11 protein-coding genes are annotated in these 14,489 nt (G+C 55.7%); 3 read left to right on the forward strand and 8 right to left on the reverse strand.

Features of this window, described 5'->3' with window-relative positions; genetic code table 11:
* Window positions 1-4: 4 nt before the first annotated feature.
* Window positions 5-1,795 carry an aminopeptidase P family protein gene (locus K3757_RS06640; RefSeq protein ID WP_260000358.1) on the reverse strand — a complete coding sequence of 597 codons (1,791 nt, stop codon included), beginning with the start codon at window positions 1,793-1,795 and terminating at the stop codon, window positions 5-7.
* A 43-nt stretch (window positions 1,796-1,838) separates the two neighbouring features.
* The gene (cobT, locus tag K3757_RS06645) at window positions 1,839-3,713 is read right to left on the reverse strand and encodes a cobaltochelatase subunit CobT (RefSeq protein ID WP_260000360.1); all 1,875 of its coding nucleotides are present in this window, start codon (window positions 3,711-3,713) and stop codon (window positions 1,839-1,841) included.
* A gap of 308 nt (window positions 3,714-4,021) precedes the next feature.
* Here cobT and K3757_RS06650 point away from each other — a divergent pair, with 308 nt between their 5' ends.
* Window positions 4,022-4,294, forward strand: coding sequence for a hypothetical protein (locus K3757_RS06650; RefSeq protein ID WP_260000361.1), 273 nt, complete (start codon window positions 4,022-4,024; stop codon window positions 4,292-4,294).
* Window positions 4,295-4,366: 72 nt separating this feature from the next.
* On the opposite strand, the gene cobS is transcribed toward K3757_RS06650, so the two are convergent.
* On the reverse strand, window positions 4,367-5,353 hold the full coding sequence (gene cobS / locus K3757_RS06655) for a cobaltochelatase subunit CobS (RefSeq protein ID WP_260000363.1): 987 nt from the start codon (window positions 5,351-5,353) through the stop codon (window positions 4,367-4,369).
* Window positions 5,354-5,654: 301 nt separating this feature from the next.
* A complete protein-coding gene (locus K3757_RS06660) occupies window positions 5,655-6,281 on the reverse strand; it encodes a J domain-containing protein (protein ID WP_260000365.1) in 627 nt (208 codons plus the stop codon).
* Window positions 6,282-6,376: 95 nt separating this feature from the next.
* On the opposite strand from K3757_RS06660, the gene K3757_RS06665 reads away from it, so the two are divergent.
* Entirely contained in the window at window positions 6,377-6,634 is a 258-nt protein-coding gene (locus K3757_RS06665) for a BolA family transcriptional regulator (protein WP_260000367.1), read from the forward strand.
* Here the strand turns inward: K3757_RS06665 and K3757_RS06670 are convergent.
* Entirely contained in the window at window positions 6,631-7,119 is a 489-nt protein-coding gene (locus K3757_RS06670; RefSeq protein ID WP_260000369.1) for a DUF4177 domain-containing protein, read from the reverse strand. The two genes, K3757_RS06665 and K3757_RS06670, sit on opposite strands and share 4 nt — an antisense overlap.
* A gap of 321 nt (window positions 7,120-7,440) precedes the next feature.
* Entirely contained in the window at window positions 7,441-7,920 is a 480-nt protein-coding gene (locus K3757_RS06675) for a thioesterase family protein (RefSeq protein ID WP_260000371.1), read from the reverse strand.
* Window positions 7,921-8,303: 383 nt separating this feature from the next.
* On the opposite strand from K3757_RS06675, the gene K3757_RS06680 reads away from it, so the two are divergent.
* Window positions 8,304-10,982: a PAS domain-containing sensor histidine kinase gene (locus K3757_RS06680; protein ID WP_260000373.1), complete on the forward strand. Its 2,679-nt coding sequence runs from the start codon at window positions 8,304-8,306 to the stop codon at window positions 10,980-10,982.
* Between the two features lie 116 nt (window positions 10,983-11,098).
* On the opposite strand, the gene gatB is transcribed toward K3757_RS06680, so the two are convergent.
* Window positions 11,099-12,610 carry an Asp-tRNA(Asn)/Glu-tRNA(Gln) amidotransferase subunit GatB gene (gatB, locus tag K3757_RS06685; RefSeq protein ID WP_260000375.1) on the reverse strand — a complete coding sequence of 504 codons (1,512 nt, stop codon included), beginning with the start codon at window positions 12,608-12,610 and terminating at the stop codon, window positions 11,099-11,101.
* 317 nt (window positions 12,611-12,927) lie between these two features.
* Window positions 12,928-14,478 carry an AMP-binding protein gene (locus tag K3757_RS06690; RefSeq protein WP_260000377.1) on the reverse strand — a complete coding sequence of 517 codons (1,551 nt, stop codon included), beginning with the start codon at window positions 14,476-14,478 and terminating at the stop codon, window positions 12,928-12,930.
* Window positions 14,479-14,489 lie beyond the last annotated feature (11 nt).

Genomic DNA, 14,489 nt, shown 5'->3' on the forward strand with positions numbered 1-14,489 from the left:
CCCCTCAGATAGGTGCGGTTGCCGCACTTAACCACTGTTTTGCAGCGGCTGAAACCCGCGGGCCGATTTTTGTTTCAACCTCGGCATGATAGCTGTTCAGCCAATCCCGAGCTGCCGGTTCCAGAAGCTCTGGCACAATCAAACGTCGATCAATCGGCGCAAAGGCTAAGGTGCGCCAGTCCAGCATTTTGCGATGTGCGTCACCGGCAGGCAAATCGGGTGCTTCTTGTGCAACCAGAAGGTTTTCGATGCGGATGCCGAAAGCGCCCTCACGGTAATAGCCCGGTTCGTTACTAAGGATCATACCCGGTTCAAGCGGTACCTTGCTGATCCTGCTCAGGCGCTGTGGCCCTTCATGCACGCTGAGATACGCGCCTACGCCGTGGCCCAGACCATGATCAAAATCCTGACCAGCCAGCCAAAGCGGCATGCGGCCAATCGCCTCGATGTGCGCGCCGGCAAGGCCAGTCGGCCAGCGCAGGCGGCTCATGGCAATCATCCCGGCAAGAACGCGGGTAAAGGCATGACAGGCCTCTAGCGGTGGGGTGCCGATGGCGACTGTGCGGGTGATGTCGGTGGTGCCATCAAGGTATTGGCCGCCGCTGTCCAGCACGATCAAGTGACCCTCTTCAAGGCGCGTGTCGGTTTCTTCGGTCACGCGGTAGTGCATGATCGCCCCGTTCGGACCGGTCCCTGCGATGGTTTCAAAGCTGATATCCTGCAAGCCGTTATCACGGCGGCGCATGGCTTCCAGCTGGGTGACAACCTGAATCTCTGTCAGGCTGCCGATAGGCTGCGCATCCAGCCAACACAACAGTTCAACGATGGCAGCACCATCGCGCAAATGCGCAGCAGCAGACCCTTCGATCTCGGCCACATTCTTGCAGGCCTTGGGCAAGGCGCATGGCTCTGCTCCTGCGGTTGCGGCCTCTCCAAGGGTGTCGGCGACGATCTGTGGCACGGTGGACGTGTCGATCCGTACAGGACCTCCTAGCGCCTCAAGCGCAGGCAGGAAGCGATCAGGGGATTGTAGTCGTACATTTTCCCCCAAATGATCCATGAGGCCTGTATATTTTGACGGCTCGGAATATAGATCAACCGTGCTGTCAGCATGTAATATGGCAAAGGCATGCACCACCGGGTTACGTTCGATATCCGCGCCGCGAATATTTAGAAGCCAACAAATGCTGTCGGGCAGGGTGATCACGGCCGCGCGCTGCTGTGCATCGCTGAGGGTTTTGGCCAGTCGCGTCCGCTTAGCGTCATGGCTTTCGCCGGCGAATTCCAAAGGATGCACCTTTGCAGGTTCCATCGGCGGGGCAGGTTGATCGTCCCAGATCGCATCCACCAGATTGTCGCTTTGGACCAAAGTGATCCCGCTGCCTGCCAATGCGCTTTCGGTTTGGGTGATCTGGTCTGCGGTGTGAAGCCAAGGGTCAAAGCCGATGCGCCCGCCGTTGGGTAGCTGGCTGCGCAACCACTGGGCCATTGAAATCTCGGGCCAATGCACGGGCGTGAATTCCGCTGCTACCTGCGCTTTTACTTGTGTGCGGTACCGACCGTCGATGAAGACACCAGCCACGTCGCCCAGAGCCACACAAAACCCTGCGGATCCTGTAAAACCCGTCAGCCAGGCCAAGCGCGCATCGCGGGCCGCCACGTATTCCCCCTGATGAGCATCAGCGCGTGGTACCACAAAGCCATCCAGTCCCGCTTTGGCAATTTGCATGCGCAAAGCATTGAGCCGTGGTGGCCCTTGTTCCGGTCGGGCCGTGACCTCAAATGATTGAAACACCACGTCCCTCCTTCATTGTGCCGTTAATCGTGCTTTTGCCGGTTCAGCTTGCGCGCCGCATGCCCAAAACCCGTGCCCGTTTGCGCGGATCAGTGTCGAACAAGGACGCAAGTTGTTCGGTCATCGCACCGGCAAGCTGTTCAACATCCGTGATGGTGACAGCGCGTTCATAGTAGCGCGTCACGTCATGGCCGATACCGATGGCAAGCAGTTCAACCGCTTTCTTCTTTTCGACCATGGCAATCACATCGCGTAGGTGTTTTTCAAGAAAGTTCGCAGGGTTTACAGACAGGGTGCTGTCATCCACAGGCGCGCCGTCCGAGATTACCATCAGAATTTTGCGCGATTCCGACCGCGCCATCATCCGGCGATGCGCCCATTCAAGCGCTTCACCATCAATGTTTTCCTTCAGCAAGCCTTCTTTCATCATCAGGCCCAGATTGGGCCGTGTCCGCCGCCAAGGTGCGTCAGCTGATTTGTAAATGATGTGGCGCAGATCGTTCAGGCGGCCGGGGCCTGTGGGACGGCCATCGTTCAGCCACGCCTCACGCGCTTGTCCGCCCTTCCACGCCCGCGTGGTAAAGCCAAGGATTTCTACCTTTACGTTGCACCGCTCAAGCGTGCGCGCCAGAACATCGGCACAGATCGCAGCAATCGAGATCGGCCGCCCGCGCATAGAGCCCGAGTTGTCCAGCAGCAGGGTCACAACGGTATCGCGGAATTCGGTGTCTTTTTCGACCTTGAAGCTCAGCGGTGTGGTGGGGTTGGCAACGATCCGCGCCAAACGACCGGCGTCGAGGGTGCCTTCCTCCAGATCGAATTCCCAGCTGCGGTTCTGCTGCGCCTGAAGGCGGCGCTGCAACTTGTTGGCCAGACGGCTGACGGCCCCTTTCAGCGGTTCAAGCTGCTGATCCAGATAAGCGCGCAAACGTTCCAGTTCGACCGGCTCTGCCAGTTCTTCCGCCCCGACAATTTCATCGTGGTCGCTGAGATAGACCGTATAGTTGGGATCTGCGTCAGAAACAGGCTGTGGGGCAGGCGGTTCCATCGGCGCTTCGCCTTCGGGCATCTCGGCTTCTTCGCCCAGTTCCTGATCGGCCATATCGTCCATGGAGACTTGTGCCTGACTGGCGTCCTGCTGTTCCTCCTGGGACTGCTCGGGGGACGCGTCTGCGTCCTCCTCTTCCTGATCGTCGCTTCCGGTGCTGTCGGGATCATCCTGCTCGTCAGAGCCTTCTTCGGCCTCGTCTTCCTGATCTTCGTCCAAGCCGTCAGGGTCGTCACCCAATTGGTCTGCATAGCCGAGGTCGGTGATGATCTGGCGCGAAAATTTGGCGAAAGCTGTCTGGTCATCCAGAGTGTTCTCAAGGTCATCCAGCGTGCCGCCGCATTGCTCCTCGATGTAGCCGCGCCAAAGCTCCATGACGTTTTCCGCACCGGCGGGCATGTCGCGGCCTGTGGCCAGATGGCGCACCAGATATCCCGCAGCGACCGCCAGTGGCACGTCAGAAGCAGATGTTGCCTGATCGTAGCCCTTGCGCAGCGCTTCGTTCTTGATCTTTGCATCAATGTTGCCAGCGGTACCGGGCATGTCGCGCGCGCCCATGGCTTCGCACCGTGCGGTTTCCATTGCCTCATAGAGGTCCCGCGCCATTTCGCCTTGCGGCTGGTAACGCGCGTGGGTTTGCCCGTTGTGATACCGCCGGTTCAGGGCCAGCGCATCGGCGGTGCCGCGTGCAAGCATGACCTCATCGCGCGTCATACGGCGTGTCACCTGCGGCAGGCGCATGGCGTCACCGGTAAGCCCTGATGGATCGACCGAATAGCTTACGTTCAGATCAGGATCATTCGCCATTACCTTGGAGGCTTCGGCCAAGGCCTTTTTAAACGCGTCTGCTGGGTTGTCTGATTTGCTCATGAGGCCCTCGTCGGGAAGTGGTTGAATGACATTTCGCAGGTTTTTCAAGCAGGGTCAAAGGAGGTCCGTCGATTTGACCAAGTAATTCGCCCACCCACTTCAGATAGCGCAATATGAGCCAGCGCAAGAGGGAGAATGATTGCAGTTTTTTACCAGAAATTTGTTGTTTCAGGACAGTGGGTTGAGGGCGTGTTTCGATAAAAAGTCAAAAAATTATGGAACGGACCAGTGGTGCAGCCGTTGTATCCCCAACAGCGACTGACGCAGCAAGAAACGCTGCTAACGTCCTAGACTTAAAGGAGAATACAATGACTAACCTGAAGACAAACACCGCCCGCGCCGCCCTGATCGCCCTGATCGCATCTGCCCCGATGGCAGCCTTCGCAGCACCACAAAGCGGTTCACCACAGCAGTCAGTTGCCGAGGACCCGGATGAAAACGTCGGCAACGCGCCTGTCTACGGCGACTCTATGGAAGATACGACAAAAGCGGACCAAGGCCCGTATTCCTATACGCCAGCCGAGATCACCGACGAGGTGAACGGTTCCATGTACAAGGGCGATGCCAAGCGCGACGGCTAAACGACCACACAGCCAAAAAGAAAACCCCGGTGCATCGCACCGGGGTTTTTCGTTCTAACTATGCGAGGTGACTTAGCCGAGGCTGACGCTTGCCGCGCTCTCGGGAAGCTCTTCGTTAAACAGGCGCTGGTAGAATTCCGCGACTGTCTGACGCTCAAGTTCGTCACATTTGTTGAGAAAGCTCAGCCGGAAGGCATAGCCGACATTGCGGAAGATCTCGGCGTTCTGGGCCCATGCAATCACGGTCCGCGGGGACATAACGGTAGAAAGATCACCGTTCATGAAAGCGGTCCGCGTAAGGTCAGCCACGGTAACCATCTGTTTGATCGTCTTGCGGCCTTCGGCAGAATTGAAGTGCGGGTTCTTGGCCAGAACGATCGCAGTTTCCGCATCAATGCTCAGATAGTTGAGCGTCGCAACCAGCGACCAACGGTCCATCTGGCCTTGGTTGATCTGTTGTGTGCCGTGGTAAAGGCCCGTCGTGTCACCCAAACCAACTGTGTTCGCTGTCGCGAAGATACGGAAGTAAGGGTGCGGCGTGATAACCTTGTTCTGGTCAAGCAGGGTAAGCTTGCCGTCTACTTCCAGAACACGCTGAATCACGAACATCACATCTGCACGGCCCGCATCGTATTCGTCGAATACAATCGCTGTTGGTGTGCGAAGTGCCCAAGGCAGAATGCCTTCCTGGAAATCAGTGACCTGCTTGCCGTCTACCAGTTTGATCGCGTCTTTACCGATCAGGTCGATCCGGCTGATGTGGCTGTCGAGGTTGACGCGCACAGTGGGCCAGTTCAGGCGGCTTGCCACCTGTTCGATGTGGGTTGATTTGCCCGTACCGTGATAGCCTTGCACCATAACACGACGGTTGTGCGAAAAGCCTGCCAAGATGGCCAGCGTGGTGTCAGCATCAAATTTATAGGTGCTGTCCAGATCAGGCACCCGGTCGGTACGATCAGCAAAACCCTTTACGACCATGTCTGTGTCGATGCCGAAAACCTCACGCACCGAGATATCCTTGGTGGGGGTTGCGTTGAGGTCCAGTCCGCCGTCAGCCATGTCTAATAATCCTAATACTATTGCCCGCGCGGGGCCGCCTTGTGTTGGGTGCAACATATCGCGCGCAGGTTCAAGGGAAAGACCTAAATTCGCGCCGTTAAGCTTGGCAATTCGGCATGCTGACCGAAACAGCAGTAAGCTATTGTTCGAAAAGCATTCAATGCGTTGAAACAGGCAGAGGGGAAACTTCGTCAGAAGTGATCACACTCCGTTCTGCGCCGTAACGTCACACACCTGTGATCTTGGCTGTACTATTGCCCCCGCCGGGCGTTTGATCTGGCCCGGCAGGGGGGGAGCCAATTTAGTCTTTGAAGTTACGGCTGGATTTGAGCTGGTCCCAAGCCCAAACTACCAGTTGCAACTGCTCTTCCTGAGAGCGGTCCCCACCGTTCATATCGGGGTGAAGAACTTTGATCAGGCCTTTGTAAATCTTGCGGATTTCCGGTTTGGTCAGGTTGTCCTTCGCGTCCAGAACTTCCAGCGCGCGCTTTTCGGTGGGGGGCAGACGGCGCCCGGATTGCGGGCCTTTGCCTGGGTTCTGTGTGGCATTTGCGCCCAAGACCTGATGCGGGTCCTCGATACCCAAGCGCGCCCAAGCGCGGGCTTCTGGATCGCTCATGGGCTTTGTGGGCCGGTCCCACACTTTGTCTTCGGACAACTGGGCATTCATCTCGGCTTCTGTTGTGCCGTGGAAGAAGTTCCACTTTGTATTGTATTCGCGCACATGCTGCTGGCAAAACCAGAAATAGTCATCCAGCACGTCAGGCGCTTTGGGGGCGCGATATTTCCCTGCCTCTTCACATCCATCATGATCACAGACGCGCGTAGACGTCTCGGACGCGCCAGACATACCGCGTCGGCCGCGCGGATTCTTCTTCTTGGCGGAAGAGACAGACATATCAAAACCAAAGGGATCGTTCTTTTGCATGGGTACACCTTTCCGACTCAAGGCGATCACTCTAAACGTGTGGCTGTCAGAAGGAAGGGGGCTGTGCGAAAAAAGTCACCCCCGTGGGAGGGTTTATGCCTATCAAGAATGAGATCGAGACCGCGTTGCGTGCTGCCTTTGCGGTAGAGCAGTTGGAAGTGGCGGATGTAAGCGAAGCTCACCGCGGTCATGCGGGGTTTCGTGAGGGCGGTGAGACGCATTTTGATGTGGCGATTACGGCACAGGATTTCGCGGGAATGAGCCGTTTGGCAAAACACCGCGCAGTGCACAGCGCTTTGGGCGCGGATCTGATTGGCCGCATTCACGCATTGTCGTTGGATATCACGCCTTAAGGCTTCGAACTGTCGCCTTGTTCCACGTCATCACCCGTGGCGGGAGACGGCGTGCTGCCGCGCGCAAGGGCCAAAATGCTCAGCGAAGCGCCGATCGAACTGTTGACCTCGGTGTCCTCGACACCGTTATCGGTCAGCGGTTCCGATCCTCCATTCGATGTTTCAGGTGAAACTTCAAGGGGGGCATCGGCGTCGGTAACATCTTCTTCCGGTGCGGGCAGAAGCTCTGGCTGGAAATCTGCCGCGTCATCGGTGCGCAAGCGGCGAAAGATCAACACATTGCGCCACTCTGTCGTGGTCCCCGTGATGCCGGCGCGTTCAACTGATGGCAACGTCTCGGCGCGTTGGTATTCCCAGCCATAACCCGCCATGCCATTCATAAGCTCTTGGATCGCGAATGAAAACCGAGCTTCGGCGCCACGTACGCCTTTGCCTTTGATCCCCTTGGACGGGGCTGGAACGACTTTGTATTCATAACGGGGCATGGCAGAATTCCGATCTGAGTTGCGTCGTTTTAGCGCGCGGAACACAGAAAGGAAACAGGGCCTACGGGCGGCGTCATTTAACGTACACCGCAAACACTGGGCGTACCGTTTCCAGGGCTGCTGTTAGGCATTTTTCTTGGGCAGAATGCAGGCGTGTCGTTGTTCCGCCCAAGGGCGGTATTCGGTGTGATAAATAGGATCGAAGTCTCGTTGCATTCGTACCATGACGGCCGTGATCGCATCATTATTAGCTATCAGCTGTACCTCCCTATCCTAATGCTTAGGGGGGCATGAATACACCTGTTTCGGACGGTCAGCCTTCTACTTCCGCGGAATCCCGATTTTGCGCCCAACGCGTTCGGGCAAAGGCAGATCCTTTTGGGCTTCTTTCATCGCGGCCATGTTGGCGAGGATGTCATTGGGCATCGGGGCCACGCGGGGTTTATCGCCGGATTGATCGACGTGGAGGGTGAGCGCTTCGCCTGTTGCGGCCAGCCAGCCGTCGCTGTGCCACAGCTCTTGAAAGACATGAAAGCGTTTGGCGTCATAGTCGATCAGGTGGAAGGTGGAGGTGACCAGATCGCCTTCGTGCAATTCACGGACATAGCAGATGTGGAATTCTGCCACGTAAGTCGTGCATCCGGTGCGGTCGCGGTAATCGGGGCCAAAGCCCAACAGCGGATAGGCCTGATCCGCCGATTGATCCATCAGAACGGAATAATAGGCCATGTTGAGGTGGCCGTTATAGTCGATCCATTCGGGCAGGACGGTGAGCGGTGTTGAGCGAAATATATCTGTCATGGCGCGACGTTAGCATGGGGCAGAGCCATGAGCGAGTTCGTATTTGAATGCACGTGGGGGACCGAATGACTGGTGTGAGCGGCTATTCCCTGAGCTGAAGCGCCTGTTTGTATGCACGAGAGCACAAGCACATCAGGCCGTGGTTCCAGTCCGATTGACGCTATAGAACATCAGCTGCCGCGATGTTTGTGGGGATGGGCCAGCCGGCAAAGGGATCAACGACACAACCGAATTGAGCCAATCTGTCTGGGGTGAAGATCGCTCAATGGCCTCCAATCGACCGAAGCCCTACTTGTTTAATTTCCGCATTCGGGTAGCGTGGTACAGTGTTATTCAAGGACGCGAACCATGAAATTACGGTGCGGAAATGCGGGTGTTCTAGTTTGACGCAAGAGCCCCGAATTGACAGCATAGAACAGGCCGAGCTTCTTGTTGAAGAGCTGCGTCTAAATGAGGAACGGTTTCGTGATTTCGCTGAATCCGGATCGGATTGGTTTTTTGAGCTCGACAGTGAATTAAGGTTCTCGTTCGTTTCTGACCAAGTAAAGCAAGTGACTAGCGTCGCGCCGGACAGCGTTCTTGGCAAGTCGATTAACGATTTTTCCATCAACAATCGGCTCGCATCAGAATCCCACCTGTTTAGCGACAATTCAGCCAGAATGTTGGCCCGTGAGGACTGGAAGGATTTTACGTTTACGTTTGTCCGCGACGATGGTGAACACCGCAGGCTTACAACCAGCGCCAAAGCGTTCACGGACAAGAACGGAGACTTTGCCGGTTACCGCGGTATCGGGCGTGACGTTACCGATCAGGTGAAAAAGGAAAACCGTCTTCAGTCATTGGCCCAGATCGTTGAAGAAACGATCAACGAAATCCATGTGTGGGATGCAACAACTTTCCGGCTTCTCGATGCTAACAAGTCTGCAAGAGAAAACCTGGGCTATACGATTGATGAAATGAAGCACCGGTTGCCGAAGGATTTTGTGCAAGGCATCAATAATGAAAGCGTCAAAGATTTATTGGGGCCATTGCTGGATGGAAGTGTCGATCGCCAAATTATCGAAACCGCCCAGATAAGAAAGGATGGGTCGACATATCCGGTCCGCACGCAGTTACAGTACATGCCGTCACAAACACCGCCCGTGTTTGTTGCTATGGCACAGGACGTCAGCAAATTATCGCAAGCTGAAAACGAGGCCAAACAGTTTGCTCAGATTGTCGAAACGTCGCTTAATGAAATTTACATTTTCGATGCGAAAACGCTGAAATTCATTCATGTGAATTTTGGTACCCGCCATAACATGGGGTACTCCTACGAAGAATTCTGCAACATGACCCCCGTCGACATCAAGCCGGAGATGACGACGGGGCAGTTTAACAGGATTGTCGAACCCCTGAGAAACGGGAAAGAGCAACGTCTGGTATTCGAAACCGTACACCAAAGAAAAGACGGCTCTACCTATCCTGTCGAAGTGCAGTTGCAGCTTGTTCAATTGGCGACAGGGTCGGTTTTTGTTGCCATCATTCAGGATATCACGGAGCGGCAGTACCAAACGGAAGCCTTAAAGTTGCGCGACCGTGCCATCGCCGAAGTAGAGACAGGAATCCTGATTACGGATGCCGGCCAGCTCGACAATCCGATCATCTATGCCAACAAAGCCATGGAGCGGATGACAGGGTATTCAATGGAAGAAATGTTGGGCCGGAACCCACGGTTTCTCCAAGGCGATGATCGTGATCAGCCGGGGCTCAAGCGTATCCGGGCTGGTATCCGCGATGCAGTTCCGGTCCGCGAGACGCTCAACAACTATAGTAAGGACGGATCGCGTTCGATTGTCGAGGTTACCATCTCGCCAGTCCGAGACGAGAAAGGCAATGTGTCTCATTTTATCGGCGCGCAATCCGATCTAACCGAAAAATTCCACACGGAAGAACGGCTTCGTCAGTCACAAAAAATGGAAGCCATCGGACAGCTAACCGGTGGTGTTGCCCATGATTTCAATAACCTGCTGACAGTCGTATTGGGGAATTGTGAATTGTTGGCTGATCGCGTCCGTGGTGATGACTTTGCATTGGACCTTTTAAGCGAGGCGATGGGGGCGACAGAAGCAGGCGCAAGCCTGACGAAACAGCTCTTGTCATTTGCGCGCCAATCACCTCTTCAGCCAAAAGTGCTGGACCTGAACGATCTGGTTGAAGGTCTGTCTGAAATGCTGGTCCGTTCACTCGGTGAAACTGTGACGCTCAGCAAGAAACTGGCGTCTGATCTGGGAAAGACGCTTGCCGACCCGGGACAAACCAAAAGCGCGCTGCTTAATCTGGCGCTAAACGCGCGCGACGCGATGCCAGATGGAGGTTGTCTGACCATCGAAACCAAAAACATAGGCATTCATAATGCGGAGATCATCCAAAGCTATGGTATTGAGCCCGGCCAATACGTGCGGTTGACGGTTTCCGATAACGGTATGGGCATGTCCGTGGACACACGATCAAAAGCTATCGATCCGTTCTTCACGACCAAAGAACAAGGCAAAGGCACGGGCCTCGGGCTGAGCATGGTTCACGGTTTCGCCAAGCAGTCCGGTGGACACCTCGACATCTACAGTGAATTTGGACATGGCACCTCGGTAAGCCTGTTCCTCCCTGTTGCCGATACAGGGAAAACTGAATGCGCGACCTCCGATGAAGACGGGAACGCCGACATTGGCGGCCGTCAGACGGTACTGGTTGTCGAAGATGATGCCCGGGTCCGCAGGATCACTGTCGCCAGATTGGAACAGCTCGCCTACCAGGTTGTTGAAACCGAAAGCGGGCAGGAGGCACTCGATGTTCTGGCTGAACGGCAGGATATCGATGTGGTCTTTACCGATATGATCATGCCCGGCGGTATGACAGGCGCTGAACTTCTTGTTCAGGTTAAAGCGTTATACCCGCAAATAAAGCAAATCATTACATCAGGATATGCCGAGGACGGTGCAATCCCAAACGGTAAAACGCCGTTCCTACGAAAGCCGTATTCCCTGACCGAAATGTCAAAAGTGTTTCGTGAGCTATTGGGTTAGCTGAAGGGGAAGCTTTCGTTGCGCAAGTGACTTGTGGCTGCACCCGAATTCAGCAAAAGCCGATCTTTGAGCCGCAGTGCGCAGATATTGTCCTGCGCACTGCCGTTTTCTGAGTATTAACCCTGAAGCTTTTTCGCGACCAATTCGTTCACGGCCTTCGGGTTTGCCTTGCCGCCGGTTGCTTTCATCACCTGACCGACGAACCAGCCGGCCAGCTTTGGGTTGGCTTGGGCTTTGGCGACCTGATCAGGGTTGGCTGCAATGATTTCATCGACTGCTGCCTCGATCGCGCCTGTGTCGGTCACCTGTTTGAGGCCCTCGGTCTCGACGATCTCGGCAGGGTCGCGGCCTGTGGTATATGCGATCTCGAACACGTCTTTGGCTATTTTGCCTGAGATGGTGTCGGAGGCGATCAGATCAACAACGCCGCCTAGAACGGCAGGGCTGACGGGGGAATCGGAGATGTCCTTTTCGTCTTTCTTGAGGCGTCCAAAGAGTTCGTTAATCACCCAGTTTGCCGTCATCTTGCCGTCACGGCCCTTCGCTGTTTCCTCAAAATAGCTTGAGGAATCCAGATCGGCTGTCAGCACCGATGCATCATAATCGCTGAGGCTGAAATCATTAATAAAACGTGCTTTTTTGGCATCCGGAAGTTCGGGCAGGGTGTCCTTGATGTGGTCGACCCAATCCTGTTCAATCACCAGCGGCAGCAGGTCGGGATCGGGGAAGTAGCGATAGTCGTGCGCTTCTTCTTTGGACCGCATGGACCGCGTTTCCTGCTTGTCCGGATCGAACAGACGGGTTTCCTGCGTGACTTCACCGCCGCCTTCGACGATAGCGATCTGGCGCTTTGCCTCAACTTCGATGGCCTGCTGGATGAAGCGCATGGAGTTCATGTTTTTGATCTCGCACCGTGTGCCAAGATGCGAAAAATCGCCAGTTGCTGCGTATTTCTCATATTGGCCGGGGGCGCAGATAGAAACGTTAACGTCTGCGCGCATTGCGCCGGACTGCATGTCGCCGTTACACGTGCCCAAATACCGCAGAATCTGGCGCAGTTTGCCAAGGTAGGCAGCTGCCTCTTCGGGGCCGCGGATGTCGGGACGGGAGACGATCTCCATCAGCGCGACACCTGTGCGGTTGAGATCGACAAAGGACATATTCGGGTCCATGTCGTGAATTGATTTTCCTGCATCCTGCTCAAGGTGGATACGCTCGACGCCGACCATGCGTGCGGTGCCATCACCCATTTCCACCAGCACTTCGCCTTCGCCCACGATCGGGTGGTAAAGCTGTGAAATCTGATAGCCCTGCGGCAAGTCGGGGTAGAAATAGTTTTTGCGGTCAAAGGCGGACCACAGGTTGATCTGTGCTTTCAGCCCAAGCCCGGTGCGCACAGCCTGTTCGACGCAGAATTCGTTGATGGTGGGCAGCATCCCCGGCATCGCCGCGTCCACAAAGGCCACATTGCTGTTTGGCTCGGCGCCAAATTTTGTGGAGGCGCCCGAGAATAGCTTGGCATTTGAGGAGACTTGCGCATGGACCTCCATGCCGATCACCAGCTCCCAGTCTTGCTTTGCCCCCGCAATGGTGCGGACTTTGGGTGTGTCATAGGTGAGGTCGAGCATGGGAAGCGCCTTTCGCTGTCTGTTGGTCAGGGTTTAGCGGGAGGCGTTGGAGGGAGCAAGAGGGGAGGAGGAATGCCACCTGACCTTGTTCGGCTGGAGCATCACAAAAGGATAAAGCCGCAACTTTCTGAGTCCTATTGTACAGAATGGCCTAGAGCCGACTGGCGGGATCAAACAACACGGCGCTAGACGCACCTTGGATATCACCGGATGAAGGAAATTACCGAACGCTAATCGGTTTCCGCGCTGGCAGGCTTGATTGTCTACGCCAGGCAGCATTTGCGGAGCGCTGGGAAATGAGCGCTCCGCTTTTTGTATTATGCCAAGGCTTGGGCTTTCAGGACGCGGCGTAAAATCTTGCCGGACGCGGATTTGGGAATCTCATCTACGAATGTGACGCGGTGGACCTGTTTGTAGGTCGACAGCGTTTTGGCGAGATGCGCCTTGATATCCGCTTCTGACGGGGCGGGATTGCCGGTGACCACGAAAGCAACCGGCAATTCGCCCGCTTCATCATCCGGCAAGCCGATGACGGCGGCGTCGACGATGCCGTCCATGCTAACCAAAGTTGCCTCAAGCTCGGCTGGGGCGACTTGGAAGCCTTTGTATTTGATCAGTTCTTTCAGGCGGTCCACGATGAACATGTACCCTTCATCGTCGATATAGGCGATGTCACCGGTTTTGAGCCAGCCATCTTCAGTCAGTGTTTCACGTGTGGCTTTCTCGTTGTTGAGATAGCCTTTCATAACTTGCGGGCCTTTAACCCAAAGTTCGCCTTCTTTGCCGGCTGGCAGGTCTTCACCGCTTTCCGGATCGACGATCCGACACAGTGTGCCGGGTAGGGCCGTTCCGGAGGAGCCGGATTTCGGCTTTGCCAGCGGTGTTGTGTGTGACACCGGCGACAGCTCGGTCATGCCGAAACCTTGCAAGGAAACACAGTTCAGTCGCTTTGCCACCGCGTCTGAGACTTCAGCGCCAAGCGGGGCCGCCCCAGAGAAAATCTGCTCGACAGAGGAGAGGTCATAATTGTCCACGATCGGATGTTTGGCCAGCGCGAGCGCCACCGGCGGCACGATCCACATGCGGCGGGCCTTATAATCCTGCGAGATTTGCAAAAACAGCTCCAGATCAAAGCGGGGCATGGTGACCAGCGCGCCGCCACTCGCAAGGTGCACGTTCATCAATACGTTCATACCATAGATGTGAAAGAACGGCAGAAAGGCAGCGGCGACTTCGCCGGGCCGCACATCCCCGCCTTCAATGACCTGATCCACATTCACCACCAGATTGCGATGGCTAAGGCGGACGCCTTTGGGCATGCCGGTTGTGCCGGAGGAATAGGGCAGAACAACCGGATGCTCATCCAGATCTACCTGTGACTGTGCGTCCATAGGGGCACCGTAAAAAGCGGAAAGAGGTTCGACACCGTCTGCTTCGCCAATGACGATAACCTGCTGGCCTGCAGCATCTTTTGCGGCTTGCTGCGCGGTCTCAAGGAACATCGGGATGGTGATAAGGAGGTCGGCCGCGCTGTCGCGCAGCTGGTGCGCGACTTCGGAGGCGGTATATGTGGGGTTGATGGTGGTGATCGTGCCACCCGCCCATGCAACCGCGTGGAAAACAACGCAGTAATGCGGAATATTGGGCGACATCAGCGCCACGGTCTTTCCTGCGCCCATACCGCGGGCGGTCAAACCACCGGCAAGTTGCTTGACCTGTGTCATGAAATCGGCGGCGGTCATGGAAGCGCCGCTCATCCCGTCAGTCAGGACAATAGCATCTGGCCGTGTTTCCAGGTTCTCAAATATCCGTTGTGTAATAGATTGATCACGCAGTGCAATATCTGCGGCAGTTGTCTGATATGTCATGTTGGTATCTC

This window comes from Sulfitobacter sp. S223, from assembly GCF_025143825.1.
GTDB lineage: Bacteria > Pseudomonadota > Alphaproteobacteria > Rhodobacterales > Rhodobacteraceae > Sulfitobacter.